This is a genomic window from Paenibacillus sp. S-38 (genome assembly GCF_049942825.1).
In the GTDB taxonomy this organism is placed as follows: domain Bacteria; phylum Bacillota; class Bacilli; order Paenibacillales; family NBRC-103111; genus Paenibacillus_G.
In genome coordinates this window covers 1,674,376-1,700,744 of record NZ_CP187970.1, presented here as the reverse complement: position 1 = coordinate 1,700,744, position 26,369 = coordinate 1,674,376, and the positions used below count along the sequence as shown (strand labels likewise).

The 26,369-nt window shown below is 52.3% G+C and carries 31 protein-coding genes and 2 pseudogenes; 10 read left to right on the top strand and 23 right to left on the bottom strand.

Annotation, left to right across the window (positions count from 1 at the left end):
• Positions 1-19 precede the first annotated feature (19 nt).
• The 8 genes and pseudogenes from ACP26L_RS08155 to ACP26L_RS08120 form a co-directional block, all read right to left on the bottom strand.
• Positions 20-361: an HNH endonuclease gene (locus ACP26L_RS08155; protein ID WP_426454857.1), complete on the bottom strand. Its 342-nt coding sequence runs from the start codon at positions 359-361 to the stop codon at positions 20-22.
• Positions 362-466: 105 nt separating this feature from the next.
• A pseudogene (locus tag ACP26L_RS08150) lies at positions 467-607 on the bottom strand (DnaD domain protein); the annotation flags it as partial.
• 351 nt (positions 608-958) lie between these two features.
• Complete coding sequence (locus tag ACP26L_RS08145) at positions 959-1,243, bottom strand: hypothetical protein (RefSeq protein ID WP_426452028.1); 285 nt, start codon at positions 1,241-1,243, stop codon at positions 959-961.
• Positions 1,244-1,465: 222 nt separating this feature from the next.
• Complete coding sequence (locus ACP26L_RS08140) at positions 1,466-1,849, bottom strand: DUF2538 family protein (RefSeq protein ID WP_426452027.1); 384 nt, start codon at positions 1,847-1,849, stop codon at positions 1,466-1,468.
• Complete coding sequence (locus tag ACP26L_RS08135) at positions 1,849-2,079, bottom strand: hypothetical protein (RefSeq protein WP_426452026.1); 231 nt, start codon at positions 2,077-2,079, stop codon at positions 1,849-1,851. Before ACP26L_RS08135 ends, ACP26L_RS08140 begins: the two co-directional genes overlap by 1 nt.
• A 13-nt stretch (positions 2,080-2,092) precedes the next feature.
• Positions 2,093-2,590 (bottom strand): helix-turn-helix transcriptional regulator, encoded by a 498-nt coding sequence (locus ACP26L_RS08130; RefSeq protein WP_426452025.1) that lies wholly within the window; start codon positions 2,588-2,590, stop codon positions 2,093-2,095.
• 154 nt (positions 2,591-2,744) lie between these two features.
• Entirely contained in the window at positions 2,745-3,020 is a 276-nt protein-coding gene (locus ACP26L_RS08125; protein WP_426452024.1) for a hypothetical protein, read from the bottom strand.
• Positions 3,021-3,114: 94 nt separating this feature from the next.
• Positions 3,115-3,291: a helix-turn-helix transcriptional regulator gene (locus ACP26L_RS08120; RefSeq protein WP_426454856.1), complete on the bottom strand. Its 177-nt coding sequence runs from the start codon at positions 3,289-3,291 to the stop codon at positions 3,115-3,117.
• 211 nt (positions 3,292-3,502) lie between these two features.
• Between ACP26L_RS08120 and ACP26L_RS08115 the strand changes: the two genes are divergently transcribed.
• The 3 genes from ACP26L_RS08115 (at position 3,503) to ACP26L_RS08105 (ending at position 6,804) form a co-directional block, all read left to right on the top strand.
• Complete coding sequence (locus tag ACP26L_RS08115) at positions 3,503-3,877, top strand: helix-turn-helix domain-containing protein (RefSeq protein WP_426452023.1); 375 nt, start codon at positions 3,503-3,505, stop codon at positions 3,875-3,877.
• A 329-nt stretch (positions 3,878-4,206) separates the two neighbouring features.
• Positions 4,207-5,799, top strand: a complete 1,593-nt coding sequence (locus ACP26L_RS08110; protein WP_426452022.1) for a recombinase family protein — start codon at positions 4,207-4,209, stop codon at positions 5,797-5,799.
• A 234-nt stretch (positions 5,800-6,033) separates the two neighbouring features.
• A complete protein-coding gene (locus ACP26L_RS08105; RefSeq protein ID WP_426452021.1) occupies positions 6,034-6,804 on the top strand; it encodes a stalk domain-containing protein in 771 nt (256 codons plus the stop codon).
• 223 nt (positions 6,805-7,027) lie between these two features.
• Here the strand turns inward: ACP26L_RS08105 and ACP26L_RS08100 are convergent.
• From ACP26L_RS08100 to ACP26L_RS08090, 3 genes and pseudogenes are all read right to left on the bottom strand, one after another.
• Positions 7,028-7,228: pseudogene (locus ACP26L_RS08100) on the bottom strand (manganese catalase family protein); the annotation flags it as partial.
• A 36-nt stretch (positions 7,229-7,264) separates the two neighbouring features.
• On the bottom strand, positions 7,265-7,531 hold the full coding sequence (locus tag ACP26L_RS08095; protein WP_426452020.1) for a spore coat protein CotJB: 267 nt from the start codon (positions 7,529-7,531) through the stop codon (positions 7,265-7,267).
• A 20-nt stretch (positions 7,532-7,551) separates the two neighbouring features.
• Positions 7,552-7,755 (bottom strand): spore coat associated protein CotJA, encoded by a 204-nt coding sequence (locus ACP26L_RS08090; protein WP_426452019.1) that lies wholly within the window; start codon positions 7,753-7,755, stop codon positions 7,552-7,554.
• A gap of 132 nt (positions 7,756-7,887) precedes the next feature.
• Here ACP26L_RS08090 and ACP26L_RS08085 point away from each other — a divergent pair, with 132 nt between their 5' ends.
• Complete coding sequence (locus tag ACP26L_RS08085; RefSeq protein WP_426452018.1) at positions 7,888-8,565, top strand: C40 family peptidase; 678 nt, start codon at positions 7,888-7,890, stop codon at positions 8,563-8,565.
• Between the two features lie 169 nt (positions 8,566-8,734).
• On the opposite strand, the gene ACP26L_RS08080 is transcribed toward ACP26L_RS08085, so the two are convergent.
• The 6 genes from ACP26L_RS08080 to ACP26L_RS08055 all read right to left on the bottom strand — a co-directional run bounded on the left by ACP26L_RS08080 (position 8,735) and on the right by ACP26L_RS08055 (position 15,497).
• Entirely contained in the window at positions 8,735-9,619 is an 885-nt protein-coding gene (locus ACP26L_RS08080) for a YitT family protein (protein WP_426452017.1), read from the bottom strand.
• 60 nt (positions 9,620-9,679) lie between these two features.
• Positions 9,680-10,729, bottom strand: a complete 1,050-nt coding sequence (gene ytvI, locus ACP26L_RS08075) for a sporulation integral membrane protein YtvI (protein ID WP_426452016.1) — start codon at positions 10,727-10,729, stop codon at positions 9,680-9,682.
• A gap of 32 nt (positions 10,730-10,761) precedes the next feature.
• Complete coding sequence (locus ACP26L_RS08070; RefSeq protein ID WP_426452015.1) at positions 10,762-12,144, bottom strand: hemolysin family protein; 1,383 nt, start codon at positions 12,142-12,144, stop codon at positions 10,762-10,764.
• Between the two features lie 43 nt (positions 12,145-12,187).
• Positions 12,188-13,324 carry a radical SAM/CxCxxxxC motif protein YfkAB gene (gene yfkAB / locus ACP26L_RS08065; protein WP_426452014.1) on the bottom strand — a complete coding sequence of 379 codons (1,137 nt, stop codon included), beginning with the start codon at positions 13,322-13,324 and terminating at the stop codon, positions 12,188-12,190.
• A gap of 207 nt (positions 13,325-13,531) precedes the next feature.
• Positions 13,532-14,989, bottom strand: a complete 1,458-nt coding sequence (locus ACP26L_RS08060) for a bifunctional metallophosphatase/5'-nucleotidase (RefSeq protein ID WP_426452013.1) — start codon at positions 14,987-14,989, stop codon at positions 13,532-13,534.
• 40 nt (positions 14,990-15,029) lie between these two features.
• The gene (locus ACP26L_RS08055; RefSeq protein WP_426452012.1) at positions 15,030-15,497 is read right to left on the bottom strand and encodes a hypothetical protein; all 468 of its coding nucleotides are present in this window, start codon (positions 15,495-15,497) and stop codon (positions 15,030-15,032) included.
• Positions 15,498-15,663: 166 nt separating this feature from the next.
• Here ACP26L_RS08055 and ACP26L_RS08050 point away from each other — a divergent pair, with 166 nt between their 5' ends.
• From ACP26L_RS08050 to ACP26L_RS08040, 3 genes are all read left to right on the top strand, one after another.
• Complete coding sequence (locus ACP26L_RS08050) at positions 15,664-16,377, top strand: molybdenum cofactor biosynthesis protein (protein WP_426452011.1); 714 nt, start codon at positions 15,664-15,666, stop codon at positions 16,375-16,377.
• A complete protein-coding gene (locus ACP26L_RS08045; protein ID WP_426452010.1) occupies positions 16,374-17,447 on the top strand; it encodes a ThiF family adenylyltransferase in 1,074 nt (357 codons plus the stop codon). Before ACP26L_RS08050 ends, ACP26L_RS08045 begins: the two co-directional genes overlap by 4 nt.
• Positions 17,448-17,529: 82 nt before the next feature.
• Positions 17,530-18,600, top strand: a complete 1,071-nt coding sequence (locus ACP26L_RS08040) for an HD-GYP domain-containing protein (protein WP_426452009.1) — start codon at positions 17,530-17,532, stop codon at positions 18,598-18,600.
• A 77-nt stretch (positions 18,601-18,677) separates the two neighbouring features.
• Here ACP26L_RS08040 and ACP26L_RS08035 read toward each other — a convergent pair whose 3' ends face one another.
• Positions 18,678-19,805 (bottom strand): NlpC/P60 family protein, encoded by a 1,128-nt coding sequence (locus tag ACP26L_RS08035; protein WP_426452008.1) that lies wholly within the window; start codon positions 19,803-19,805, stop codon positions 18,678-18,680.
• 195 nt (positions 19,806-20,000) lie between these two features.
• Positions 20,001-21,542: a DUF1565 domain-containing protein gene (locus ACP26L_RS08030; RefSeq protein ID WP_426452007.1), complete on the bottom strand. Its 1,542-nt coding sequence runs from the start codon at positions 21,540-21,542 to the stop codon at positions 20,001-20,003.
• A 240-nt stretch (positions 21,543-21,782) separates the two neighbouring features.
• Between ACP26L_RS08030 and ACP26L_RS08025 the strand changes: the two genes are divergently transcribed.
• Positions 21,783-21,878: a YjcZ family sporulation protein gene (locus ACP26L_RS08025; RefSeq protein ID WP_426452006.1), complete on the top strand. Its 96-nt coding sequence runs from the start codon at positions 21,783-21,785 to the stop codon at positions 21,876-21,878.
• Positions 21,879-22,063: 185 nt separating this feature from the next.
• Positions 22,064-22,270 (top strand): hypothetical protein, encoded by a 207-nt coding sequence (locus tag ACP26L_RS08020; protein ID WP_426452005.1) that lies wholly within the window; start codon positions 22,064-22,066, stop codon positions 22,268-22,270.
• A gap of 243 nt (positions 22,271-22,513) precedes the next feature.
• Here ACP26L_RS08020 and ACP26L_RS08015 read toward each other — a convergent pair whose 3' ends face one another.
• From ACP26L_RS08015 to ACP26L_RS08000, 4 genes are all read right to left on the bottom strand, one after another.
• Positions 22,514-22,930, bottom strand: a complete 417-nt coding sequence (locus ACP26L_RS08015; RefSeq protein ID WP_426452004.1) for an SRPBCC family protein — start codon at positions 22,928-22,930, stop codon at positions 22,514-22,516.
• Positions 22,927-23,256, bottom strand: a complete 330-nt coding sequence (locus ACP26L_RS08010; protein WP_426452003.1) for an ArsR/SmtB family transcription factor — start codon at positions 23,254-23,256, stop codon at positions 22,927-22,929. The genes ACP26L_RS08015 and ACP26L_RS08010 overlap by 4 nt, the downstream gene beginning before the upstream one ends.
• A gap of 80 nt (positions 23,257-23,336) precedes the next feature.
• Positions 23,337-23,759: a DoxX family protein gene (locus tag ACP26L_RS08005; RefSeq protein ID WP_426452002.1), complete on the bottom strand. Its 423-nt coding sequence runs from the start codon at positions 23,757-23,759 to the stop codon at positions 23,337-23,339.
• Between the two features lie 245 nt (positions 23,760-24,004).
• Positions 24,005-25,024 carry a GGDEF domain-containing protein gene (locus ACP26L_RS08000; RefSeq protein ID WP_426452001.1) on the bottom strand — a complete coding sequence of 340 codons (1,020 nt, stop codon included), beginning with the start codon at positions 25,022-25,024 and terminating at the stop codon, positions 24,005-24,007.
• Between the two features lie 334 nt (positions 25,025-25,358).
• Here ACP26L_RS08000 and ACP26L_RS07995 point away from each other — a divergent pair, with 334 nt between their 5' ends.
• Positions 25,359-26,366, top strand: coding sequence for a DUF3231 family protein (locus ACP26L_RS07995; protein ID WP_426452000.1), 1,008 nt, complete (start codon positions 25,359-25,361; stop codon positions 26,364-26,366).
• Positions 26,367-26,369: the final 3 nt, after the last annotated feature.

The following is a 26,369-nucleotide window of genomic DNA, read 5'->3' as shown; positions in this document are numbered from 1 at the left end:
TTCAACGACTACCCCATCTTCATGTGGTTCCGTGTATTCTGTTGTGACAGGCATCGCATAGACTTACCAGATTATCAAGCTGCAACCGCAGTTCCCAAGCCATGCGCACTTCTTGGATATGATGGACCATAGCCGCCGGCGTCAGGCGCTGTTCCTTAAGGCAGTGTTGGCAAAGATGGTTATCACGAATCAAAGCAGCTCGTCTGGTTGTTAACCAAGCCGATGACTTATAGAAGGGTACGAGCTTGGGGTCCCTTACCTGTCGATCATACTGCCTGACGGTTTGTTGTTGGTGAGTCAGACAGTAACGACCTTCTGTCAGCATGTCCCTGGTCTCCTGGAACGCTTCACGTGTAAGCATCTGGGGAGGCTGTGTCGTTCCGGCCAGCGGCAGGTGCGGCTTGCCGCGCTGAGTTCGGGAAGAATTCCGGCCGTTGCTGGCCGACTGTTGTTTCTTCCGTTTGGCCTCTTCCCTTGTGCCAATTCCTTCTCTCTCCCACCATTCTGCAATGGTCTCCAGGAACCGGATATTCGGCTTCCCGTTTGAGCTCTCACCAGCCTCAAGCAGCAGCTCCTTGACGAACTCCTCCGGGTGTCCCTTGTCCATAAGCTTCACGATGAACCCGCTGATCAATGGGGGCATAGATAGATTCCCGAATATGGTCACATAGACATCCAGGATGGACTGTGCAAAAGCAGATGCAGCCGAAGCTTTGGGCCCCGGAACTGCCCCCACCTCGGATGCTTGCTCCTATGATGTGCTTGGGTCATCGTCTTCTTCTGTGGGTTCTGTATGGTTAGGTAATGTATTGTTAGGTACGGTACGGTTAGGTACGGTACGTGCGCCGTCTTCCGACTGTCCGTCGGACGTCACGCGGACATCCTTGGACGCTCGCCGAGATTTCCGCTTCCTCTCCCGGTCCTCTTCGCGCTTTTCCAAGAGACGTCCAGCATAGTCCTACCAATCATGCAGCCGAAGCTCCCCGGACGTCTCGTCCTCGTCTACCCAACCAGACTCGGTCAATGCGTGGATGAAGTCGTCAGCTTCCGCTTCCGACATTGCGGCTTCGGCTATATCCTCCCTGTCATATCTGGACAGATTCCCATCCGGTGCAAAATCAAGCGCCCACCACCACAACAGGTGAAGATGGCCGATCGCAGCCGGTACTGTGACTCTCAGCTTACGGGCCAGCTTCTTCATCTTTGGATGTCTGGCGAGCTCCTGGTGGCTCTCAATCCACATACGGCGGCCCCCATCCGTACCGGGCAGCAAACACAGCCTCGTGTGCCCGATGAAAGTTTGATTTTGACTGCCTTAATCGCTGTGCCAGAACTTGATACTGACGGGACCGATAATCGGTCCCTGTCACCTGCTTCTCCGCTGCTCGGGCCAAGAGTTCGAGCTCCTGACCGTCGAATTCCAAGCAAGCTTTGGCTGGAAACATCCACTTCCACGCCCCTTTCATTATTCCGCTAGGTCCAGCACCTGAATCACGGCTGCTCGTCCTGCACGAATAGCAACAGCAGACTCGAATACGGCCATCAGTTCCGGCCCACAGCTCATCATGGCTTCCATGAGATTGAATTTGTTCGCAGGATTGAACAGGTTAGCCGCGAGGGCAACAATATTCCTGAACCCGGTGGATAGAGCAACCCGATCGGCGCCGCGCCACTTCAGAAAATCAAACGGTGATTCTGTGCGTGCCCAATTCACCTTCCGGTAAATCTCCGGATGGGCTAACACGTAACAAGCTGCAGAGTATTCCCTGTCTTCATATGAACCGAACAGGACAAGCAGCTTGCCGAAGTTATGGCGATGCTCTGCATTAACAAAATGGATGCCGGGCATCAAACGCCCCCTCCCTTGCCAATCTCATCAGCAGCAGGTATACTGGTCTCAAGGTTTTTATCTAAATAAGGATTTACGATGAAGTCGCCCCGCCAGGCGGCTTTTTCGTTGTCGCTGGCCCTACCTGATTCACGGGCCATAAAAGCGGCAGCCATACGAGATACCTCACTGGCCTTCAAAATCCCCGTTGCATACACAGCTCCTGGGCTTAACCCGCGTCGTTGAAGCATCTTCGCAAGTATATCACCGCTCACCACGCTTCACCTCCAATTCATGCTTCTGGATCATTCGTTTACGGTCGATCCCAAACTCTTCCTCGAGAACCCCCTGCAGCACAATGGTCTTCTCAATTACATCCCGAAGCTCTTGCCATACCCTTTCCGCACTCGCCCGGCGCCTCTCGAGATCAATGTGCTTAGCCATGACCAGTCCCTCCAATGCTTGCTCTAGTTCGCCAAGGTCTTTCAGGAGCACGTCTTTTAGAGCCGCCGGATGAAGATCCAGAATAGGCAAGTCATCCAGAATATTGGAGATAAAGCCTCCAGTCCGCTCATCCGCGATCTTAAGAGCAATCTTCCAGCTAAGGCCCGATAAGACGGGATCCAACGATGCGGGCAACTCGCGGCTCCCGGATTCCACCTTGGAGCTCAGGGTGCGATCCACCGGAAGCCGCTGCGCCAGCTCCGCTTGAGTGAGTTGTTCATGTTTGCGAAACTCTTGTATGGCCTGACCTATATTCATCGCCATTTCTCCTTCACAATTCCTTATTAATTGGTGACAGCATATCATCTGACCCTATCTGGCTTTGTGACATGGATCTGGGATAGTATGAAGCTGTACTTAACCGGTACTAGACCGATTCCCCTTGCAGCCTGCTACCTAATCCGGTAGCAGGTTATTTTTTTACAACACGCCAGCCAGCTTCCAGCAATGCGGGAACCAGTGCCTCCTTCTCCTCTTCCGTCTCAGAAGCATAGTAAGCCTGAACCAATTCGGAACGCTCCGCGGCGGACCTCCAGATCGCTCTGGCAATGCGGTTATATTCATCCCAGATCTTCTGGTTCTCTTCAGGCGTCTTGACCATGTAATCATCACAGATATGCACGGTTGAGTTCCCATAAGTAAAGGTCTTAACGATGTTCCCCGGTATAGCAGATACTGGCTCGTTCATTGGTATCGCCTCCCCATGAACATTCATATGCGGGACAACGGCTGGGACGGGCATTGTTTTTACTCCGTTCGTTTAAACTAAAAAATATGAATGCTCAAGCACTTTGCTTCGATTTGAAGCATTTGTTCTCAAAAAAAATTTGCCAATCAAAATTTAATGCAGTAGCAATTTTCTTGGCCATATCAACGCTGGGCTCTCTTTTTCCATTCTCAATATTCGAGTACGCACTCCTGCTTATAGAAGCCAACTTTGATACCTGTAACTGAGTCATTGAACCTCTTAACTCAACAAGCCATTTCCTCGGTTCCAATGTATTCACCTCCACCTTCGCTTCAAAACGAAGCATATACACGTATGATATATTGCTTCATTACGAAGCTGACAATGCTTTTTTCTTCTTAACGAAGCATTAGTTATTTGATTCATTTTGAAGCGCTATAATTATTATTCTGAAGCAAAATTATAGGTGGTGGATTAGTGGGATGAGCAGCAAAATTATCGGGCTCCGATTAACAAGCCTACGTAAGCAGAAAAAACTAACTCAAGAACAAGTAGCTGAACAAACAGGAATTCCAAGGAGCACCTATTCAAACTATGAATCTGGTAAACGAGAACCGGATATTGAAACGATAAAAATGTTGGCGCAGTTTAATAACGTCTCAGTAAATTATCTTCTTGGAGAAACGGAAGATCCAACTTCCAAAACATATGCAAATCCTAAGCTTGAAGCGAATACGGCAATACTCGCTGAGATGGTGAAAAAGTACGAGTTCTTTGACTTAAGCGATCCAAAAAAACGCGAGGTACTCGAAGCCTTACTTCGAGCAGCGGCAATGAGTCAATCAGATCGAGAATAGATAGGGCCATGCTTCTCCACAAGTAAATCGATAAAATCCAGCATATCAACCGGATCGACTTCCTTAAGAGCAGGCAAATATTTTGATAAGTCTTTAATTTGCTTTTTGAAGTAATCAACTCTTTCCATCATTGTCAGCTTCGAGCTTAGTTATTGCCCTTTATTATATAAGAACATTTGTTCCTATTGAATGAAAAAGAACCATTTTTTACAATTTTGTATTTATAACCGCTCACCATCTTGAGGGGTTTTTCTCTTAATTCTACATTGCAGGTACACCAACGATTTTGTAAAATTTGTTACTATAAATCAGTGGGAGGTTCGAATCTCATGTATCTGTTACCTCCAGGCAATTATTGCTTCTACCTAAGAAAATCTCGTGTAGATATCGAAGCAGAAGCCCGCGGCGAGGAGGATACATATGCCCGTCACGAAAAAGTGCTTTTAGACCTAGCTGCACGTCTAGGTGTTTCCTTGACCGAAGTGTACCGTGAGAAGCCTGCTACCTCTGGGGAAAGGATATCAGAGCGGCCTGAGATGCTTAGGCTGCTTGGTGACGTAGAGGAAGGTAAGTGGGATGGAGTTTTTGTAATTGAAGTTGAACGTCTGGCCCGGGGAGATACAATGGATCAAGGGATTGTAGCTCAAGCATTTAAGTATTCCGAAACACTCATTATTACACCAATGCGGATCTACAACCCTAACGATCCCAATGATGAAGAATACTTTGAATTTGGCCTATTTATGAGCAGAAGAGAATTTAAAACCATCACACGCCGGCTTCAAGGTGGTCGGGTGAGATCCGTAGAAGACGGAAAGTATGTGGGCAATAAACCACCTTATGGATATATCCGCAAGAAGCTACCTGGTAAAGGCTATACTCTTGAGCCTGATCCTGAGCAAGCACCAATAGTTCAATTGATTTTTTCTCTTTACACAGATACAGACCCCGAAAAACGCATGGGGACTGGTCGCATAGCTCGTTACCTCAACGAAGAACTAAAAGTTCCAACTGCTAATGCCAGCAAAACAGGTTGGATTGTCGCCACAATTAACAGCCTCCTGCGTAACCCTATCTATATTGGCCGAGTTCGTTGGTCATCACGTCCTCAGATAAAGAAGAAGAATTCGAAAAGTAGACCTAGGAAGAATCGGGAAGATTGGCTTGAGGTTCAAGGACTTCATGAGCCCATAATCGATGAAATCACCTTTAATCGTGCACAAAAAATCATGGAAGAAAATAGCCATCCTCCAGCACCTAAGGGAAAGATAAGCAATCCGCTCGCTGGCCTGATTAGATGCGATATGTGTGGGGGTGCCATCGTTTTAAAACCGGACAAAAAGACACATCCTTATTTGTTATGCCAATCCTCCACCTGCAAAAATGTAAGCTCATACCTCCACCTTGTAGAAGAACGACTTCTTCAATCTTTGAATGAATTACTCTTCAACATTAAACGGGAGATAAATAATATACCTGATCCACATGAAAATGACCAAGCAGATTTACGCATCAAATTATTACAGGACCAGCTCAAAACTTTATTAAAAAAGAAAGATGAGCTTACTATACAAAAGAATAATCTACATGATTTAGTTGAGCGAGGGATCTATTCTACTGAAGACTACTTAGAAAGATCAAAGGTGCTCACTCAAAGGCTCGACGAGATAAATGACTCAATTTTAAAATCTAATAAAGAAATACAGCATGAAGAACGCAGATCAAGAAGCCGATCTGAGTTAGCACCAATTATTGAGAAAGTACTTCAAGAATACACAGCAGCCGCTTCAGCTGCTGAAAAAAATGCTTTACTAAGGTCTATTCTCAGCCAGGTTACCTACAGAAAGATAAAAGGTGGTCGTTGGAGTGGGGAGCAAAGTAATTTTGAAATAAAGATATATCCCAAATTTTCTTTCCATTAGGAGAATACTATTTCACGAAAAATAAAGACATATTCAGCTCAGAATGTTATAATAACGGGACAAATGAACTATTTTTATAATCCAAAAAGACTATTATATAAGGAGTTGCTATGATAGAGAAACTAAGCAACCACATTTGCTATGCTCCTGAACAGTAAGTACGCACTAACAACAGTCAAATGAGATTAAGGCTAAAGCGTAAAATTATAAATAGATATTAGGAGTGAATAATAAATGAAGAAGCTGTCTTCTAAATTCAAAATGGTATCTGGTATCGCAGTAGGAAGCCTGTTGGTCGGTTCGGTAGGTACGTTTGCGGCAACTGGTGGTAGTGCAATGATAGAAGTATTCTATAACGTAGCGCATATTAAGATTAATAACGAATCGAAGATGCCCTCCGAAGGCAAGCCGTTTATCTATAATGGAACTACATACGTCCCTCTCCGGTACGTTGCCGAAAACCTTGGACAAGCTGTAGGTTGGGATGCGGCTACTCAAACTGTGCTAATCGGAGATACGGGAACGGGTTCAGGAAACGAGATTGACTTTGTGAGTATGGTAAAAAGCATGAACTTCCAAGGTATGGGGGATAGCTACTACGCTGGATTCTCTACCTATTTGAATAAAGAGCTTATTGAGGGTGCCGGGAATGCTACTGTACGCGGCAAAGGTAAGGATAACGCGGGTAGAGACTTCGATAACTATACTTATCTGTACGTATACCGTGGCTCTGCAATTAATGAATATCCTCTGAACGGACAATATAAAAAGTTTAGAGCTACTGTAGGACTCCCTGAGGAAGTAAAGAATACGAAGAGCGGACTTACTGTACAGATTATGGCCGATGATAAAATACTGAAAACGGTCGATTTGAAAGCGGGAATGTTCTCCGAGGATGTTGAAGTTGATGTAACAAACGCTAATAAGCTTACTCTAAAAGCTATTCATGTTGGAGAAGCCGAAGAAATCTCCGTGGGTTTCTTTAATCCGAAACTCGTGAAGTAATAAAGACTCACTCACTCCGTAGCGGCAATGTTACGAAGAGATGATGTGAATGTACAGTTAGTTATAATAAACGCGAAGATGTGTCTCTGATTAGTATTATCCAAATTGTACTTGAACCATGCCAATGTTCTTGAACAAAACAGTATTTCACCAAGAGGAAGAATATGTTTGATAAAAAAGACATCATTCATTTTTGAATGGTGTCTTTTTACCGATATCTATGATGTACCAATTCTTCCGTCCCAATATCCGTCAACAGCCCGATCACTTTATCCGGAATCGAATACCGCTGGTTGAGGTAGCGCAGCGCAGCGGCGAGCTCGCCGTCCGCCCCCCCATACTGCTCGAGCAGCAGCCGCGCCATGCGGGGGTCGCACTTGCTGACCTTGACCGGGTACTGCAGCTTCTTCTCATAGATCCACATGCTGCCTTCCTCCCCTCATAGAATGATGCCGCTCCATCAGACCTGCCACGGCCAAGGGACCTCCACCCACTCCCAGGGCTGCTTCGTGAAGCTGTGTCCGAAGGAGTTCAAGGGTCCGAACTCCTGCTGGAACTGATGGGCCAGCCCCATACGGTACTGGGCGAACTGGTTGTACTGCGAGATAGCCTGCGCATCGCCCGGATGGGTGTCCAGGTAGAGCGTCAGCTCGACGAGCACAAAATCAATGGCCTGCAGCTCCCTCAGCTGGGTGTAGAACTGCTCCGGCAGCGCTTTGCGTTCCATCGTCCTCTCCTCCTCTCCCCTCAGGTGTTTTTGCTTTCATAGGGACTGTAAAGTGCGGGCCACAGCGTTCCGCGGCACAAGGCCTCCTGCGGGGAGAACTGCGGCAGGCCCGGCGGCTGATAGCGGATAAACAGGTTCGGCGGGGTTACATAGGTCTTCACTGTGATGGGCGGACAGGGATCGCATGGACCGACATAGGGAAACCAGACTCTGACCTGTTCCATGATAGGGTAACCTCCTTTGGCATGCTCCCAACATTTATACATTGTTCGCTTGTCCATTATGCGTATAAAATGACACCATATTGGACACACACCCTGACCGCTACCCAGCGGGAACAAAGGAGACTCAGCCTAATGAAGAAAGCGACCACCAAAATGATCCTGCTGACAGCCGCTGCCGCTGTCTTGGTTACCGCGAATCCTGCGTTCGTTCCTTCGGCACAAGCGGCGACGGTATTTACGACACTGTACCAGGGAATGACGTCGGAGGCCGTTTCCCAGCTCCAGCGTGACCTGAAGACCCTGGGCTATTTTTCGTACCCTACGATCACCACTTACTATGGAACCGTAACGGCAGGTGCAGTCCGTGCCTTCCAGACGGCCTACGGCCTTCCGGTCACCGGCACCGCCGATACAGCCACACGTGAGCGCATCTCCTTTGCCCTGGTGCGTAAATCGATTGTGACCGATTCTTATCAGTACCTCCGCGTGCCTTACAAGTGGGGCGGATCGACACCGGCAGGCTTTGACTGCTCCGGCTTCATATACTACATGTTCAGCACCCACGGTGTGGCGATGACCCGCACCACTTCCGCGAACATGTTCAACATGGGCACTCCGGTGGATAAAGCGAAGCTCGTCCCCGGCGACCTCGTCTTCTTCTCCCTGGGTACGCCAGGCGTCGTTTCCCACGTCGGCATCTATGTCGGCAACGGAGAATTCATCTCCCCGCTCAGCTCCGTAGGCGTCTATGTGCAGAACTTGAACAACACCTACTGGGGTCCGAAGTATCTCGGCGCACGCCGGTTCTAATCCAAGCAGCGAAGCAAATGAAGCTGCGGCATCACCTAACATAAAAAAGCGAGACTGCAGCCGCAGTCTCGCTTTTTTGTGTACCCTTCGGCGCGCCAATAGCATCCAGCGTGCCGACGGATACGGCACGATGAAAACATCAGCCGCGGGCTTCCCCACGGATTCTTCCCTAGTGAATATCCTTCTTCTTGAACCTTCCGCCCTTCACATCATGAATATTGCCTACGGCCAGGAAGGCGGTGCCGTCAAGTTCTTCCACGATCGACTTCATCTTCGCTTCCTCAAGCCGGTTGATCACGCAGAAGATGACGCGCCGGCTGTCGCCGCTGTAGCCCCCCTCCCCGTTCAGGTAAGTGACGCCGCGTCCGAGCCGCTGGATGATCGCCTCGCCGATCTCCCGGCTGTTCTCACTGATGATCCACACGGACTTCGACTCATCGAATCCTTCGATCGTGATGTCGATCATTTTGAAAGCGATATAGTACGCAATCAGCGAATACATCGCACGGTCCCAGCCGAAGACAAACCCGGCGCTGCTCAGAATGAACAGATTGAAGAACATGACGATCTCGCCGACGGAGAACGGTGTTTTTTTGCTGAAAAGAATCGCCAGGATCTCGGTTCCGTCGAGTGAACCTCCGGAGCGGATGACCATCCCTACACCGATGCCCAGGATGATCCCGCCGAACACGGCGGCCAGCAGCGGATCGACGGTCAGTGCCTTCACCGGATGCAGCAGCCACGTCCCGAGGGACATCAGCGAGACCGCGTACAGGGTGGATAAGGCGAACGTCTTGCCGATCTGCTTGTAACCCAGCAGGAGAAAAGGGATGTTGTAGAGCAGCAGAAACAGGCCGATGGGCAGCGCGGACAGATGGGCCGTAATAATCGAGACCCCTACGATGCCCCCGTCGATGATATTATTGGGCACGAGGAAGATCTCCAGGCCCACCGAGACGAGCGCCGCCCCGAAAAAGATGAGAACAGCCCGCCGCAGCACCTTGGCCAGCGGGGTTCTCGTATGCTGCTTGACCGCGGGCAGCTGTGCCTCCATTCCTTGTCCCCCTAGGTTTTGATCTTATGCAATTCGCGCAAGTTCCGCTCTGTATGACCGTTAATTGTCCAGCTTGATATTGATCTTAAGCAGCCCGACGCGGCGCAGGGCCGAATAGACGATGACCATAACCGGGCCGAGAATGAGGCCGATGGCACCCATCAGCTTGAAGCCGACATAGATGCTGATCAGTGCGGCAAGCGCATTGATCCCGACCGCGTCACCAATAATTTTCGGTTCGATGATACGCCGGAAGATGAGAATGACGAGGAAGAGCACCAGCAGCCCGATCGCCAGATGCGAGTCGCCCACGAGGAAGCTGTAGCCTGCCCACGGGAACAGAACGGCACTGACGCCAAGTATAGGCAGGATATCGACCAGTACGATCAGCAGGGCGATCGCCATCGGGTAATCTACCCGGAGGATCAGCAGGCCGATCAGCGTGACGAGATAGGTCAGCAGAGAGATGATGAACTGGGCCACGATGAACCCGAAGATGGCCCGGCGCAGATCGACCAGTACTGCAGCGACTTTGGCCCGGGAGCTTTGGTCGAACAGGCCGAGGAAGGACTGGTAGAGCTTGGGGAGGCTGAGGGAGATCAGATACAGGCCGATCACAAAGACCACGAAGAAAATAAACAGGTTCGGGATCGTCTTCGCGACACCGAGAGAATAACGGGAGACGCCGGTCAGGATGCTCTTCAGACTCTCCGTCAGGGCACCTACACCCGAGCCGAGCCACCTTTGCACATGCTCCGCCATACCGCTCGGAAGCGCTTCGTAGATCAGCTCGGTCTTCGCCGTGGTATCGTTGAACAAGGCTACCGCATTATTGAGATAATCCGGCGCATTCTTCGAGAACTGCACCAGTTCGGATACCATCTTGAAGCCGACGAGATAAACGAACCCCATGAAGATAGCAGTATAGAAGGTGCAGGCAATCACAGCAGCGGGAACGCGTCCGAACTTCAGGTACTTCATCATGGCGGCAACAACCGGCTCGATGAGAATTGCAATCAGGACGGCCAGCAGGAAGGGAAATCCCGTGGTAAACAGGCCGTAGAGCAGCAGAGCGCTTATCGCGCAGAACAGCAAGGTACGAAGCGGCATCTAGCGTTTGACCCCCCAGTTCTAAGTCTTACTTAGTTCTCTTTGTCGCCCGGCAGCTCCGTCATCAGCGGAGGCTCCGGTTGTCTGAATTCCGGCGTAATCTTGACCCTGAGCACCCGAAGCCGTTCCGTCTCGGTTATCTCATACACGAACCCCTCATACGCGTACTTGCGGCCGCAGGCCACTGAGCCCTCGAGCTGCTTGAACAGCCATCCGCCGATGGAGTCGACTTCATCATCTACGATGCCGAGTGCCAGCATATCGTCCAGCTCTTCGAGCAGCGCCCGGCCGTCCACCGAATAGCCGTCGCTTAGCTTCTCGATCTCCGGCTTTTCGCCTTCGTCGAATTCATCATGCATCTCTCCTACGATTTCTTCCAGGATGTCCTCGGCCGTCAGCAGTCCGGCCGTACCGCCATACTCGTCGATCACGACGGCGAGCTGCGACCGTTTGCGCTGCATAAGCTTCAGTACGTGGGAGATCTCCATGGACTCCGGCACCATCAGCACCGGCCTCAGGAAGTCCTTCAGGTCATGCGTCGTGTCAGGATCCGCCGTCAGCAGATCGGACATATGGACGAACCCGACAATCTCGTCTTTATCGTTCGTCGCCACCGGATACCGGGTATGCTTCGTTTCGTAGACCATCTTCAGATTTTCCTCGAAGCTCAGCTCGGTGAACAAGCAGTCCATATCCGTACGCGGCAGCATAATCTCGCGGGCCACCCGGTCCGAGAACTCGAAGATGTTGTCGAAGAGGGCCAGCTCATCCTTGTCGATATGCCCGCTGCGTGCGCTCTGATCCATGAGGATGCGGATCTCTTCTTCGGTGTGGGCCGCCTCATGCTCGGTTGCCGGCTGTACCCCGACAAGACGAAGCAGCCGGTTGGCCGCTCCGTTCAGCAGCCAGATCACAGGGTAGAAGATACGGTAGAACAGCATTAAGGGCGCAGACAGCCACAGGGAGGTCGTTTCGGATTTCTGTATGGCCAGCGACTTCGGCGCCAGCTCCCCAAGCACGATATGCAAAAAGGTGATGGAGGCAAAGGCCACGGCGAAGGCTACCGCGTCGGCATACCATGCGTTCTCGAGCCCGAGCGCAGCGAAAGCCGGCTCCACGATCAGATGGGAGATCGCCGGCTCCCCGACCCAGCCGAGACCAAGCGAGGCCAGCGTAATCCCGAGCTGCGTCGAAGACAGGTAGGCGTCCAGCTTGCTGGTGACGGCCAGCGCATACCGGGCTTTGCCGTTGCCCTCACTGTCCAGCTGCTGCAGGCGCGACTGCCTTACTTTGACGAGTGCGAACTCGGCCGCTACGAAGAAGCCGTTCAAGAGAACCAGGAATAAGACCAAGAGAAGGTTGAGGGAGATCGCCCCCAAATCGAATCCCGTACTGTGACTGGCGAGTGCGTCCAATGACGTCTATCTCCTTTGCGTATATAGGATGAGGGATGGGCTGTCAGACCACGGCACGCCGCGTCCGGAAGTCCACATCCTTGTAGTATGTATCCACGACCAGCAGATTCGGCCCGCAGCAGCGGGCTGCCGGGCAGTAGCAGGAGACTGCCCCGTTCAGCGGGTGGCTCTTCCAACGGGAGAATACGTCCTCCAGGCTGTCTCTATGTACATTACCCAAAGACGGCACATCAGAAAAGTCGGTTACATAGACATCCCCGGTAAAGAGATTCACATTGAGGCGGTTGCGGCCGTCAGGGTCGTTGCGGACCGTAACGTTAGGCTCGGTGCGCAGGCGCTTCACCAGCTCCCTGTCTTCCTCGAGCGGGCTGCAGGCATAGAACGGCAGCGTGCCGAAGAGCATCCAGAGGTCCCGGTCCCGGCCGTTCAGCAGGCGGGTCACAGCCCTTCGCGTGTCGTCGAGCGACAGCCGCGGAAGATGGGAGGCGAAGGCGCTCGGGTACATCGGATGCACCTCGTGCCGCTGGCAGCCCATATCCCGGATGAGCCCGTGAATCGGCACCAGCTTCTCGTGCGTCTTGTAGTTGATCATGCTTTCGGCCGAGACGAACATGCCGCCTCGGGTGAGCGCCGCCGCATTCTCCACCATCCGGTCGTACAGCTTGTAGGCCGTCTCTTTGCTGACCCGGCGCGGCGAACGTTCGAAGCCGACTCCGTAGAAATCATCTCCGTTCAAGTAATTGAACGAAATATGCATGACGTCAAGATATGGCGCCATCATCTCGTAACGGGACAGGTCGAGGGTAATGTTCGAGTTAATCTGCGAGCGCACCCCTCTCTCCCTGGCATAACGGAGTATCGGCACGATATAATCCTTGACCGTCGCCGCATGATAGCTCGGCTCTCCGCCTGTGATGGAGATCGTCTCAAGATGCTCCACTTCATCCAGCCGCTTCAGAATCATCGACACGGGAATTCTCGGTCCTTCCGTCATTGTCAAGGATTCTCCTACAGCGCAGTGCTCGCACCGCATATTGCACAGATTCGTAACCGTCAGCTCGACGCTGGTCAACCGGTGTTCCCCATACCGGCGGAACGAATTCAGCGGGTCCCAGGGGTCATTGCCGGGGGTTATGGGCGGAAGGTCCTTGATTCGACCTTCTTGGTTGGTTTCGGACATGATTATTCTTCACACCTGACTTCTCATAAGATCATCGGGCCGCCTGCCGTAGGCTCTCCTCAGGGCGGCCCTATGTATATCCTATTCTAGATATATACTTCCCATTGTAACGTAATACGAATGTATTGAAAAGAAAAGGAAGACCGTTAAAAGCCCGTACTCCCCATGGGGAAATACGGGCGGTTCCGTCCGGCTTATCCAAGACCTCTAAGATGTGGACCGGCGGGCATCCGTACGGATCCAGCGGAGCCTGCTGCTCTCCTGAAGCACCACCTTGTCGTGCAGCTGCTCCAGCAGCACGTCCCGCAGAAACTCCGGCAGGAAGAACTGCCGCTCCGTCCCTTGGCTGATCGACAAATAGCCGATACCGAAAGTGAACATGTCGATCGTGCCCACGACATAGGACCGGGCCGGCTCCAGCGGCTGCGTCCCTACATAGACGCTGTGGATTTTCGCCATGGGCTCTCCCTGCGGGTCGTAGCTGATGCTCATGCCGTCGACACACAAGGTGCCGAGCACCTTGCCCCGGAAGCCGAACCCATACAGCGGTTTGTCCATAAATTCCGGAAGCAGCGATTCCTCCAGCGCCTGCAGGAGCTGCGCTCCCGTGAGCTTCATCCGGCACGGGTTGATCGGTGACGGGCACAGCTGCAGCAGCCGGCCGGCCGTCACGGAGCCCTGCAGCGGGCCGCCCAGCAATTGGCCCGCATTGACGAGGCCGATCTCTGCGCCGGTCCGCCGCCGTAGGCCTGCAGCCAGCACGTTGCCGAGCTGCGATTCGCCGTACCAGTCCACGGTGAGAGGCCGCTCCAGCCGGACCACCTCCCGGTCCAGCACAAGGCCGGCCTGCTCGCTGTAAGACGCGATAAGCGCGGCGATGTCCGGTGCCTCTTCCCCGGTTACGGCGGCAAGCACACGCGACTCCACGGTGCGAATCTGCCGGCTCGCCGGATCCAGCTCCAGATCGACGACGCCGACATATTGGCCGAACTTGCCTGCCGCACACACGGCAGTTCCGCTGATCCGAAGCGGCTCCTCGATGAGGTGATGGGTATGTCCGCCCAGGATCAGGTCGATGCCATCGATCTCGGCAGCCATCCGTTCGTCGCTGCGGATGCCGAGGTGGGACAGGACGATGAGCACGTCAACCCGCGGACGAAGCTCGCTGCTCAGCCGGCGCACCGTATCGAAGGCATCCTGCATGTCCCAGCCGAGCAGATTGTAGAACTCGGTGAACGGAGCCGTGACCCCGATCAATCCTACGCGAATACCCGATTTAACAAGAATATGATAAGGCACAGCCCAGCCCGGAAGCGCCCCGGTGGCCATCTCGGGCATATTGGCGAGCACGACCTTGAATACCGCCTCCTCCCCGTACCGCTCGGAGAGGATATCCGGCTGCAGCGTCAGGCCTTCGTTGTTGCCGAGCGTCACGGCGTCATAGCCTACAGCGTTCAGCACGGCTACATTGGCCCGGCCCTGCGTCCCCTCGGACACCGGGTGGACGCGGTCGATGTGATCGCCGATATCCAGCGTTACCGTATGATCCTCCCCCGCTTCGGCGCGCTGGCCGCGGATGATGGAGGCTATGCTCGGCATATGTTCAAAGTGGCTGTGAATGTCATTCGTATGAAGGACGCGAAGCCTCACGGTTGTTTCAGTCACTTAGGCACCTTCCTTCAGTATCGATAGCCGCGCCATGGGACTACTTCGCTTCCCGCTTGCGCAGCTGGTCGGGGTGAATCTGGTTGCGGAAGCCGTAGTCCGCCCCTTCCTGGGAATCTCCCTCGTACAGAAAGCGGATCTCAACCACGCTCTTTACATTCAAGCATTCGCTGCTTCCGTCCGGCACATACAGCCTCAGGGGGAAGCCTTTCTTCAGCGGCTGTCCGTCCTCCTGTCGGTACAGCAGCAGCGCCCGTTCCAGCTGGGCCCAGGGGACCGAAGCTTCGAATTCGTCGGCGGCACGCACGCTGAGGCGCTTCGGCATCGGCTGCCCCTCTGCTCCATGCCGGGCCCGCCAGGCCGCGTACCACTGCAGCAGGTCTACCGCCCGGCCGGAGGCACCCTCCACGCGTTCGGCCGCCGAGAGGTGAAGCGGTCCGATCGCGGCAAGCTCGTCGGCTGAGAGCCGCTCCGAACCGATTCCTTCATCATATACTGCAATTTCCATGAGTTCCGCCTCCGTTCCTCGCTTGTAAGCATGTCTTTGCTATTATATCATTTTTTACAGAAAATATGGTATGCTGAATCTGTGGCCGAATGCCCGGGGCCCTTGATCCTGCCGGGTTCTTCCGCCTACTACATCCTCATAAACGTACATAATGGAGTGGTTCATCATGAAACTGAAACTGCTGCTCTTCGCCGGGCTCGCCGAATCGCTGGGTTCCCCGGTGCTCGAGCTGGATATAGCGCCTGCCGGCATCCGGCCCGGTGAACTCAAATCGCTCTTAGCCGAGCTGTACCCGCAGGCTGCCTCACAGCTTGGTACAGCGTTCGTCGCCGTCAACCAAGCGTATGCCGATGATTCGGTTCTTATCCTCCCGGGCGATGAGGCCGCCCTGATCCCTCCCGTATCGGGGGGCGAGGCTTCCCGCATGATCATTACCCGCAGCGCCGTCTCGGTCGAAGAGGTTACCTCCAAGGTGCTCCATCCGCACCATGGCGCGGCCCTCTCCTTCATCGGCACGACCCGGGAGTTCACCCACGGCCAGCGGACGACGCTGCTGGAATACGAGGCTTATGAGCCCATGGCGCTCAAGACGATGGAACAGATCGGCGGCGAGATCGAAGACCGCTGGCCGGGAACGCTCTGTGCCATCACCCACCGGCTCGGCTCCGTGCCGATCGGCGAGATCAGCGTGGTGATCGCCGTCTCGTCTCCCCACCGCGACGCTTCCTACGAAGCAAGCCGGTATGCCATCGAGCGGCTCAAACAGATTGTGCCGATCTGGAAGAAGGAAATCTGGGAGGACGGTTCGGAATGGAAGGGGCACCAGCAGGGCCCTTGGAATCCGCTGAACGCCCCGGCAGAGGAGGAACCAAGGTCATGAACACGAAGGACCAAACGTCCGGGTCAGATCTGGAAACATTTGACAGGGAACGGTACTCCCGTCAGATGCTCTTCGCCCCTATCGGTCCGGGCGGACAGGAGAAGCTGCTGAGCTCCCGCGTAGCGATTGTGGGAATGGGTGCGCTGGGCACCGTGCTCTCGAACCACATGGTTCGCGGAGGCGTCGGTTATGTCCGGCTCATCGACCGCGACTTTGTGGAACGGAGCAATCTCCAGCGCCAGATGCTCTACGATGAGGCGGATGCCTCCGGCTCCGCGCCCAAGGCCGAAGCGGGAGCGGCACGTCTGCGGGCGGCCAACTCCTCCGTGGTCATCGAGCCGGTCGTCGCCGACCTCAACCCCGTGAATGCGGAAGAATTATTGTCCGATGTTCATTTAATTCTCGACGGAACCGATAATTTCTCTGTGCGCTTTCTCATCAACGACATCAGCATCAAGCACGGGATTCCGTGGATCTATGGCGGTGCCGTAAGCTCCCGCGGCGTGTCGATGACCGTCATCCCGGGTACGACCCCCTGTCTGCGATGCATGTTCGGCCAGGCGCCTGCCCAGGGAACGGCCGAAACCTGCGACACGGCAGGCGTGATCGGGCCGATCATTCATACCGTAGCCTCCCACCAGGCAGCGGAAGCCATGAAGCTCCTGACCGGAGCGGAAGCCGCCCTGAACCGCCGCATGGTGCATTGGGACCTGTGGTACAATCAGTATTCCGCCATCGACGTTGCCAAGGCGCGCAAAGAAGACTGCCCATGCTGCGGCCGCCGGCAGTTTGATTATTTGGACGCCCTGCATGAAGAGGAAACGATTCAGACGCTCTGCGGGCGCAACTCCGTGCAGATCCAGCCGCTGACGCCAGGCACCCTCTCCCTTCCCGAGTGGGCGGACCGCCTGGAGAAGGCCGGACGCGTGGAGCTGAACCCCTTCCTGCTGAAGCTGCATCTGGAGGGGGGGCTGACCTTGGTCCTGTTCCCTGACGGCCGAATGATCGTACAGGGGACGGACGATCCTGTGACAGCCAAAAGCTTATACAGCCGCTATATCGGCATGTAAGATCCAGCGGGTATACCGCACCTGCCTCACATCCGCGGCTTCGCCGCGTATCGAATCGCATCATGACCCGAGGTGACTCTCCTTGCTGATCCCTACCCCTGATGTCCGTGTCGGAGACCGACTCGGCGCGGACGCGTTTCATGCCAGCGGACTGCTGGTTCTATCTGCCGGCACGGAATTAAGTGCCGATGATCTTGACAAGCTGCAGCGGCTCGGCATTGATCTTGTCGATATCCTGCCGCGCAGCGGCGAAGCCGAGGCTCTCCCGGCCGAAGACTATGCTTTCTCCTCCGAACCGAGAGAAGCCGCCCGGGAGAAAGCCGCCCTCGCAGCTTATCAGGAAGCGGTCGACGGCATCAAGACCACGTTCGAACAAGCGCTGGAGGAAGGCTTCGTCTCCCCCGAGCAGGTAGCCCGGGGCTTTAACCCGCTGGCCGATCAGGTTCATGAAGAGAAGGATGTCGTCTCCCTGCTCCTCGTCCTGAACAACCGGGATGACTATACTTATCAGCATAGCGTGCAGGTAGGCATGATCTCGTATTATATTGCCAAATGGATGGGCCAAACCGAGGAGGAGGCTCTTCTGGCCGGCCGGGCAGGATACCTCCATGATATCGGCAAGTGTCGTATTGACCGGGCGATCCTTCAGAAGCCAAGCCGCCTTACTTCGGAAGAATACGAAGAGATCAAGAAGCACACCGTCTTCGGCTATGAAATACTGAAGCGCTCCGGCTTTCCGGAGGCGATCACCATGGCCACCCTGCAGCATCATGAACGCTTTGACGGTTCCGGTTATCCGCTTAAGCTCCGCAAGGAATCCATTCACCCGATGGCGAAGATCGTGGCTGTAGCGGATATCTACAGCGCCATGATCTCCACACGGGTCTACCAGAAGAAGCGGGACCTGCTGTATGTATTACGGGAGCTGTACCGCTGCAGCTTCGGAGAGCTGGATCCGGAGATTACCCAGGCTTTTATCCGCCACATGCTTCCCAATTTCATTAACAAAAAGATTCGGCTGCTGACCGGGGAAGTCGGCGTCATTGTGATGACCAATCCCTGTGATTATTTCCGCCCCCTTGTCAACTTTGACGGAGAATTCGTGGACCTCTCCGAGAGAAGGGATCTTGAAGTGGAGCATATTTTTGTCTAAGAATGTCCAAGAACAAAAGAACACCCCAGGGGCCATGCGGCCTCCGGGGTGTTTGTGCTGCTGCGCTGCCCGATTCATTAATAAACGAACCGTTTGGCGTGCAAGAAAGTCCTCTTCCAGTACGCTTTGTTGATGCTGGTAATCTGTACGCCGTCCTTCGGCTTAGGAGAAGCGTGGATCATCTTTTGGTTGCCCATGTAGATGGCGACATGGCCGACCGTTTTATTGGTCTTGAACCGGCCCGGCACGTAGAAGAACATCAGATCCCCCTTGCGCAGCGACTTACGGCTGACCGTCGTCCCCAGCCTGGCTTGAGCCCGGGCCGTCCGGGGCAGAGAAATCCCATACTTGCCGAAGATGTACCGAGTATAAGTCGAACAGTCGAAACGGCCCGACTGCGAGTAAGGCTTCGCCCCAAAATCGTACTTCACGCCAAGGTAACGCTTGGCCTGGGCGATCATCCCCGGCACGTTGATGTTCTTGAGCACCGGAAGGGCTTCTTCATCCAGCGTCAACGAGGTTCCGTCCGCTTCGAATGCCCCCATCGTCGGAGAAGCATCCTCTTCCACACCCTTGAACGGATCGTTCGGATCATCCTCGAAGTCGAGCTCTGCACCGGTATTCGCTTCGTCCGGCCCGTCGATCGAAGCGTCCACCGCCATATCCGAGGCGGTAATCACAACGTTCTTATCCTGCTTCTGGATCGTGAGTTCCTCCCGCATCAGGCTCGTGAGGGAGGCCACCGGCAGCAGGACCTGTGAATTCTGAAGAAGGACTGGCTCGTTCATCGAGACCTTCTGGTCTTCCTTCTCCGCTTGAGGGGAGCCGGCCGTGAACTCATACGCCGCATCATGGTCCCCCAGCTGGAACACGTTGCGCTCGGCGTCCCAGTCAAAATCGTAGCCGAGGTTTTTGGCAAAATCCGAAGCGACCACATAGGCCGTACCGTTGACATCCACTACCGGAACGGTAATCTGCGAGCCGCCGCCGGCGGCCTGGATGCGGGTCGTTCCACCGGTTCCCAGCGGTTTGACTCCATTGCTCTGCTCACTTTTCAGACGGTTCGCCGACTGGCCGTTCGTGCTCGGAAGGCTCTGCTGCTGGCTTTGCTGCTGCTCCTTGGACAAGGTTGGACCGCATCCTGTCGTCAGCACCAGGCAAGACGCTGCTGCAAGTACCGTTACATTACGCCAATGTTTCTTCATGTTCGACTCCTGCTCCTTCATCTCTTGGTGAATTCTGAACTGTCCATAGGATGAGACAGGAAGCACAGCGCTATGCGCAGAGGAGCCTTGGAAACAATAAGAACGGCTTTCCTGCATAATCAAGAGCATGATCCATTCCAGGCATTACTCGAAGACGAAGACCTGTAAAGGCCCTTCTCCCACAGGTTACTGCATCTATTCGTCCGCTCCGATATTAACCGCGCTGCCTTTCAACCGGTCTTTACCATCGATATCGAGCATATTCGAAAATGATCCATCGGTCATACCTGCGTCTACAGCCGGCGAAAGGGGTGTCAAATAAAAGTCACTCTTCCGCAGATTGACGAATCGGGGATCCGCAAATAAGGAATGCCTGTCATTGCCGGTTTGCTTCCGATAATTCTGCAGTCCGGTATATTCGACATTCTTCCAATACCAAATGGAATCTTCTGCACCGAATGGACCGAAATATAAATTGTAGTCAACGATATTGCCGGAGTTGGTCTTATATTCGTTGTATATCAATACATCCGATTTGCCGGAATACAGGATATTATTGGCGATCACGTTGCCGCGGGTATCGTGTTGGAGCAGGATCTGACCGCTGCCGTCATTCAGCGTGTTATTGTTATAAAGCGTGTTGTTGATAATGCTGTTCTTTACAGCTGCCCCCCGCGCGTCGTCGTAACCGCCCAGCGCGATTCCCGTATAGCGATTGCCGTAAACGACGTTGCTGTGCACCTTAATCCCCCTAGTTTCTTTCCCGGCATGCTCGCTCGCGAGTTCAATACCGATATCGTTTCCATAGCTGTAATTGCGCTCGATAACGCTGTCTCTTCCCCCATCGATATATATACCGCCTGCAGCGTTGCTCTTGTTCGGAAGCTTCCTCCCATAGGAAGGATTATAATTCGTTGAAATGTTGTAAACTTTATTCCCGCTTACGATGCCGTTTCGAACCTGATCGTACGGCTCCTCCGGCGAGACGCCTTCAAAGCCGATTAAATCGATACCAATATTGTCGTTATCGTGGATCAGGTTGTTCGTAACCGTAAAATGCTCCACGTTGCCGTTAATGGCAAGCGACTCGCTGGAGCCAAGCACGAGCTGATACAGCTCATTCCCGTCGATGGTCAATCGGCTGATGGCTGCAGGAGCTCTCGTTCCATAAACCGCAATACCGTGGGCATCTCTGCCGCTCAAATCGCTGCCGACGGAAGCCGTATTCTTGATGGAGTATACTTTATTGCCTGTAAGACGAATATCACTGCCCGAGCCATGGACAAAAATTCCGATAGGCACCTGATCCCTCTTCGAGGTAGTGAAGTTGCGGACAACCAAGCCTTTGATGGTGATGAAGCTGGCGTCTTTAAGCTCGATCAGCCCCTCCTGTCCATTTACGTTCAGTCCGGTTCCGTCGATCGCAGCCGTTTCATTCGGGTAACCGGCAAACGTTATATCACCCGCACTCTTGGACCCGGAACGAGTGATCTTCAGCTTCTGCTTGTATACCCCACCCCGAATAAATACCGTACTTCCCGGCTCAACCGTATTCGCCGCGTGCTGAAGCGTTTTCCAGGGCGACTGAAGAGAGCCGGTATTCGTATCCTTGCCTGACACCGAAACATAGTACAACTTCGCCGCCGCTAAGACCGGCGGTGTTTTTATTTCTCCCGCGGCCGACATAATCAAGGCAGTTACGATGCCGGTCAGCAGGCTTTGTTTCCATGTCCGCATATAAAAAATCCTCTCTTTATCGTCCGACATTGTGCCCTATTGATAAGCAAGTTATAGGTGTATATCGGGATCCGGAAGTACATTTGTTATACACTGTGTTCTAGATAGCTGGGGGCGTTCGTGTCGGAGACTGCCCCGGCTCATGGACCGAGACAAATTTCTTGCCGGTTACCGTTTTGCCTATACACAAGATAATCAACCATCATACATTACAGTATCAGTCTGAAGGGAGGCAACACCATGAGCTGCGTAAAAGGGTACTACACAAGCACGGCGGCAATTTTGGTGCTTTACATCCTGCTGGTCATCGTTCTTGGGGCTGGCTGGGTTATCTAAGTAACATGAAAGCTCAAGTCCTAAGGAATTGAGCTTGGCTGGCGCAGAGAAAAGCTCCCAAGTTTGAAGGCTTGGGAGCTTCTGGGCGTGTCTATATTATCAGTTCGAATTAGTGATTCAGGTCACAACACCGCCTCCTTCATGCACTTATACTAAGAGCATAAGCATAAAGGAGGCGCATCCGCATGACCCTATACTATTCCTTCCTGGTACTTATCGGGATGATCAGCGTAATTGCTACACTCAAGGTGGCAGGCTCGACACAGAACACCGAGGAGAATGATAACTACACCAAGCAGACCAAGGCTAACCTTCTTCGCTTATCTTACTTGAACATCCTCTCCCTTGGGATCTGGGTCATCTACATGGCCATCTATCTCATCGTCAGCTAAACTTGCAGCCTTGGCCAATCAAATGTACGTTGGATAACGAAGTTGGATAACGAAGTTGGATAACGAAAAGCAGGGAACAGCTGCCGCACGGCGTGCTGTTCCCTGATTCACTTCCACGACTCGAAGTCCGCCTGCTTGATCAGTGGGCGCGCCTGGGACAACTTCCCGCCCCTAGTGCCTCGACTCTCGCGTCTTCAGCTCAGCTCAGATGGAGACTCTGTTTCTCCGACCTGATACATCATGCTAGGCCAACACCTTTTCAAGCTCGCTGCACCATGTACTCCAGCCATACTTAGCTCCGCCCAGTGCCTGAGCATTTGAGATTCCGGTTTGTTCAAGATGAAGGTTAATCTTTCCGTCCCCTACTTCCTGCAGCGTCCAGGTGATCGTATGCTTCTCGCCGCTCGCCCAAGTGTAAGACAAGCGGTGTGGTTCCTCCACAAGAAGCACCTCGCCTTCAATAATGCCATTCCAATATTCGGTCGGCTCCGTGCGAAATTGGAAACGGTGTCCTACGACAGGCTTAAAATCATTCTCCATCGGCTGACCGGTTTGAATGTTGGCCACCCATTTGGCAAGCTTGCTGGAATCGGTTAAGGCGGACCAAAGCTTCTCAATCGTTGTCGTGTATTGAAAATCCAAGGATAAGGTTAAACTCATTCTTCTTCCTCCTCTAATAGCTGCTGCAAGCGCAGCATATTCGCACCCCAGAACTTGCTGTAGAAAGCCACCCAATCCTGAATTTCTCGCAATGGAGCGGCGTTCAGCCTATATCGCGTTTCTCTGCCGACTTTTCGGTCAAGGACCAGCCCGGCTTCTTTGAGGATTGTCAAATGCTTGGATACCGCTGTCCGGCCCATCTCAAACTGTGCCGTTAACTCATGAAGCGGTATCTCTTCTGCCTCTGCTAACAGACGAATCAGTCGACGCCGGGTTGGATCTGCAATAGCGTCAAACACATCCCGCATCCCGTTGTTCTCACTCACAACAGCCCCTCCAAAATGTTAGTTATGTAGTAGAATTCCAAAGTGGGTACGAAGGGAGAGCCGTTAATTGTACCACCTCCTCAAAGTATGCGGCTCTTCGGACGGAGCGCCCACGAGGCGATATTGAGTGCAGCGTAGAAAAGCGGAAGGATAATAGAAAATCCGTAAGGACCATAATCGCTGGCGAACGCATGAGATACTGCCGCGCCGGTCATTACAAAAAAGATACCGGCGTACACCCATTCCTTAAGCCGAGGAAAGCCCGGCACGACGAGAGCGATGGCCCCCAGCACTTTCCACATCCCGAGGATGGTCAACACGTAGATCGGATAACCCAGACTCGTCACTAACTCGAGGTTTCCCCCAAACTTCATCAGCTGCCCGATCCCGCTTAACATAACCGTTGAAGCCAGCAGTAAGGTAACGGACCAATACGCAATCATTTTCCCTCGGAACTGGATACCTGCTTTGGCGGTTGCTTCCGCACCGATCATCATAGCCATTTGTTTCCTCCTCATCATGGGTTCAAACGAAACTCCTTGACTTAGGTTCCAAACCATCCCAAAGGCTGGATACCAACCGGACACCGTTTAGTGTCACTTTGATTATATGACACCATTCGGTGTCCTGTCAACACCCTTTACACTCGGATCATCCCCGCTCGCTTCCGATGCGGCCACTGAATAGTTCTTTAAAAAACAAAAAACGGCATGGATATCTCACTAAGTGAGAGACCATGCCGGTCTTCCTATTCTTCAACAAACTCTTGTATACCGGTTACTACCGTCCGGTTCTTCCCTGAATTTTTGGCTTCATACAATGCCATATCCGCTTGATGAAAGAGTTCCTCTTTGCTCATTTGCGGATGCAGCTTATGAACTCCGATACTGACGGTCACCGTTTGTCCACTAAGACTGTCATGCTCTTGCTCAGATATGGCTTGGCGGATCGATTCCAATTGCTCAATAAAGCGCCCAATCTCCTTCTCCACGCTTAGCACGGCAAATTCCTCTCCCCCATACCGGGAAACAAAGTCGTCCGGATCCAGAAAGGCGTTGAGCTGACTTGCCACAAATTTAATTACACTGTCACCCGCAGCATGTCCGAACGTATCGTTTACCTTTTTGAAATTGTCGATATCCAATAGGGCAAGATGAACATGAAGCGAATGAGCTTCTGGCAATCCCATCACATTGACTAAGTGCTCATGAAAGGAACGGTGATTGTACAGCCCGGTAGCTGAATCAACTCGGTTCAGCTTTTCCATCAGCGTGTTCTTGGTTTGAAGGTCCTGTTTCTCTTGGGTCACGACGACAAGCTCCTGAGCTATAGAAAACGCATGCTTACGAAGGTTATTGATAATTAAAGCCGTGGCTGTTAGGAGTGCGAACAGCATAATGAATTCAGCAGGTTTCAGCATCCCTCCGATGGTTGGAGAAAACAAATTGATGGTGATCACAGTAAGCACGGCCTGAACAAGGGCGAAAACAATTAATTGTATACTGTAAAAATAAAGGGATAACAGGATGGGAATGATCAATGAGTAGAATACAATCGGCAGCTCATACAATGAGACGATAATGATGCATATGAATAAGTTGATTCCAATAATCAGGAGGTATTTTGAATACCGAGTTTCTTTACGAAAAATGAATCCAAGTACTGCATTCAAGGCAGCCATTTTGAGCGTTGGAATGAACACAGCATGCAAGAGAAAAAGCCAACGATCATGTTCAGTGAAAAAAGTTTCGGTCACCGTACCGAGCACATAAATTACAGTAATTAACCAGCAGCTTCGTAGTATGTCACGGTAAAGATATCGGACATTATGATGTATATCATTTAAGTTCATGGTAGGATCAGCCCTGTTCTATGATGTAGATTAAAAGTCAGCAGTATGTTCCGTAGTCACAGCGGCTCTGAAATAATAACCTTACAGTAAGTCATCTTTGTTTATATCGGTAAATGAGCAATATTCTATAATCATTTAGAGCTGCTCCAAAATGATTATCATCCGGTATAAATTGCCACGCCCTTGTATAACTCAAATTCACAAAGGATACACTTTACTCGATAAATTTACATTGATAAGGAGGATCCCCATGTCGGGTACACATGTAATCGGGTTATCGGCAACGGAATTAGCCGCGCTTTGGACGACATACATAAGTGAGAGCATTTCTGTCCAATTCTCAAGATATTTTCTGGCCATCGTAGAAGATGATGAGGTAAAGCCCCTGATCGAACACTCGCTGTCCATTTCCCATGCCCATCTAAACACCATTCAGCATATTTTTGAAAAAGAGCAGTTCCCCGTGCCGCAAGGATTCTCGGAATCCGACCTCAATACGGCAGCCTCCCCCTTGTTCTTTGACTTATTTCCCCTCAGTTATGTGTATGCCATGAGCCGGCTGAGTTTAGCTAAGCATGCAATGAACATGGCCAACGTCGCTCGCAGTGATATACGGGATTTTTTTTCGAAATGCATACAATCTACTTCCGATTTGTATAGCAACTCCGTGGATATCATGTTATCCAAAGGCCTTTATGATCGCCCCCCCTTAATCCCTTACCCCGATCGCGTCTCCTTTGTCGATAGAAAAGAAAACAATCTGTCCCGGTGGTTTGGACCCCAGCGGACTTTAAATGTTTTAGAGATGTCCGAAATGTTCTTCAACATCGAGCGTAATTATTTCGGTCTGATTTTACTGACAGCCTTCCTTCAAGTAGTCAAGGATGAGAAACTAAAGAGCCTCCTGCTGCGAGGCAAAGAGATGGCACGGAAACAAATCGAATTCATCAATGAGAAATTTATAAAAGATGAGCTTCTTGGGACGATAATGGTGAATACTGAGGTCACAACTTCAACAGAATCTCCATTCTCCGACAAGATGATCCTAAACCTTGTCAATATGCTCAATTCGGCTGCACTCACTTACATAGGCAGCGCCTTATCTATGACAACGCGACTTGATCTGGTTGCTGAGTATACAAAACTCATACCTGAGATTATGCAGTATGGAAAGGACTTAACAGACCTGTTGATTGAACGTCATTGGTTAGAGGAACCCCCTCATGCTCCCAACCGAAAGGAATTAGCCAATATATAACAT

What these genes read in the sequence shown, in the direction of transcription:
- ACP26L_RS08155 (WP_426454857.1), bottom strand. Translation starts at nt 361, where the DNA reads ATGCTTACACGTGAAGCGTTCCAGGAGACCAGGGACATGCTGACAGAA.
- ACP26L_RS08145 (WP_426452028.1), bottom strand. Translation starts at nt 1,243, where the DNA reads ATGTGGATTGAGAGCCACCAGGAGCTCGCCAGACATCCAAAGATGAAG.
- ACP26L_RS08140 (WP_426452027.1), bottom strand. Translation starts at nt 1,849, where the DNA reads ATGCCCGGCATCCATTTTGTTAATGCAGAGCATCGCCATAACTTCGGC.
- ACP26L_RS08135 (WP_426452026.1), bottom strand. Translation starts at nt 2,079, where the DNA reads ATGCTTCAACGACGCGGGTTAAGCCCAGGAGCTGTGTATGCAACGGGG.
- ACP26L_RS08130 (WP_426452025.1), bottom strand. Translation starts at nt 2,590, where the DNA reads ATGAATATAGGTCAGGCCATACAAGAGTTTCGCAAACATGAACAACTC.
- ACP26L_RS08125 (WP_426452024.1), bottom strand. Translation starts at nt 3,020, where the DNA reads ATGAACGAGCCAGTATCTGCTATACCGGGGAACATCGTTAAGACCTTT.
- ACP26L_RS08120 (WP_426454856.1), bottom strand. Translation starts at nt 3,291, where the DNA reads ATGACTCAGTTACAGGTATCAAAGTTGGCTTCTATAAGCAGGAGTGCG.
- ACP26L_RS08115 (WP_426452023.1), top strand. Translation starts at nt 3,503, where the DNA reads ATGAGCAGCAAAATTATCGGGCTCCGATTAACAAGCCTACGTAAGCAG.
- ACP26L_RS08110 (WP_426452022.1), top strand. Translation starts at nt 4,207, where the DNA reads ATGTATCTGTTACCTCCAGGCAATTATTGCTTCTACCTAAGAAAATCT.
- ACP26L_RS08105 (WP_426452021.1), top strand. Translation starts at nt 6,034, where the DNA reads ATGAAGAAGCTGTCTTCTAAATTCAAAATGGTATCTGGTATCGCAGTA.
- ACP26L_RS08095 (WP_426452020.1), bottom strand. Translation starts at nt 7,531, where the DNA reads ATGGAACGCAAAGCGCTGCCGGAGCAGTTCTACACCCAGCTGAGGGAG.
- ACP26L_RS08090 (WP_426452019.1), bottom strand. Translation starts at nt 7,755, where the DNA reads ATGGAACAGGTCAGAGTCTGGTTTCCCTATGTCGGTCCATGCGATCCC.
- ACP26L_RS08085 (WP_426452018.1), top strand. Translation starts at nt 7,888, where the DNA reads ATGAAGAAAGCGACCACCAAAATGATCCTGCTGACAGCCGCTGCCGCT.
- ACP26L_RS08080 (WP_426452017.1), bottom strand. Translation starts at nt 9,619, where the DNA reads ATGGAGGCACAGCTGCCCGCGGTCAAGCAGCATACGAGAACCCCGCTG.
- ytvI (WP_426452016.1), bottom strand. Translation starts at nt 10,729, where the DNA reads ATGCCGCTTCGTACCTTGCTGTTCTGCGCGATAAGCGCTCTGCTGCTC.
- yfkAB (WP_426452014.1), bottom strand. Translation starts at nt 13,324, where the DNA reads ATGTCCGAAACCAACCAAGAAGGTCGAATCAAGGACCTTCCGCCCATA.
- ACP26L_RS08055 (WP_426452012.1), bottom strand. Translation starts at nt 15,497, where the DNA reads ATGGAAATTGCAGTATATGATGAAGGAATCGGTTCGGAGCGGCTCTCA.
- ACP26L_RS08050 (WP_426452011.1), top strand. Translation starts at nt 15,664, where the DNA reads ATGAAACTGAAACTGCTGCTCTTCGCCGGGCTCGCCGAATCGCTGGGT.
- ACP26L_RS08045 (WP_426452010.1), top strand. Translation starts at nt 16,374, where the DNA reads ATGAACACGAAGGACCAAACGTCCGGGTCAGATCTGGAAACATTTGAC.
- ACP26L_RS08035 (WP_426452008.1), bottom strand. Translation starts at nt 19,805, where the DNA reads ATGAAGAAACATTGGCGTAATGTAACGGTACTTGCAGCAGCGTCTTGC.
- ACP26L_RS08030 (WP_426452007.1), bottom strand. Translation starts at nt 21,542, where the DNA reads ATGCGGACATGGAAACAAAGCCTGCTGACCGGCATCGTAACTGCCTTG.
- ACP26L_RS08025 (WP_426452006.1), top strand. Translation starts at nt 21,783, where the DNA reads ATGAGCTGCGTAAAAGGGTACTACACAAGCACGGCGGCAATTTTGGTG.
- ACP26L_RS08020 (WP_426452005.1), top strand. Translation starts at nt 22,064, where the DNA reads ATGACCCTATACTATTCCTTCCTGGTACTTATCGGGATGATCAGCGTA.
- ACP26L_RS08015 (WP_426452004.1), bottom strand. Translation starts at nt 22,930, where the DNA reads ATGAGTTTAACCTTATCCTTGGATTTTCAATACACGACAACGATTGAG.
- ACP26L_RS08005 (WP_426452002.1), bottom strand. Translation starts at nt 23,759, where the DNA reads ATGGCTATGATGATCGGTGCGGAAGCAACCGCCAAAGCAGGTATCCAG.
- ACP26L_RS07995 (WP_426452000.1), top strand. Translation starts at nt 25,359, where the DNA reads ATGTCGGGTACACATGTAATCGGGTTATCGGCAACGGAATTAGCCGCG.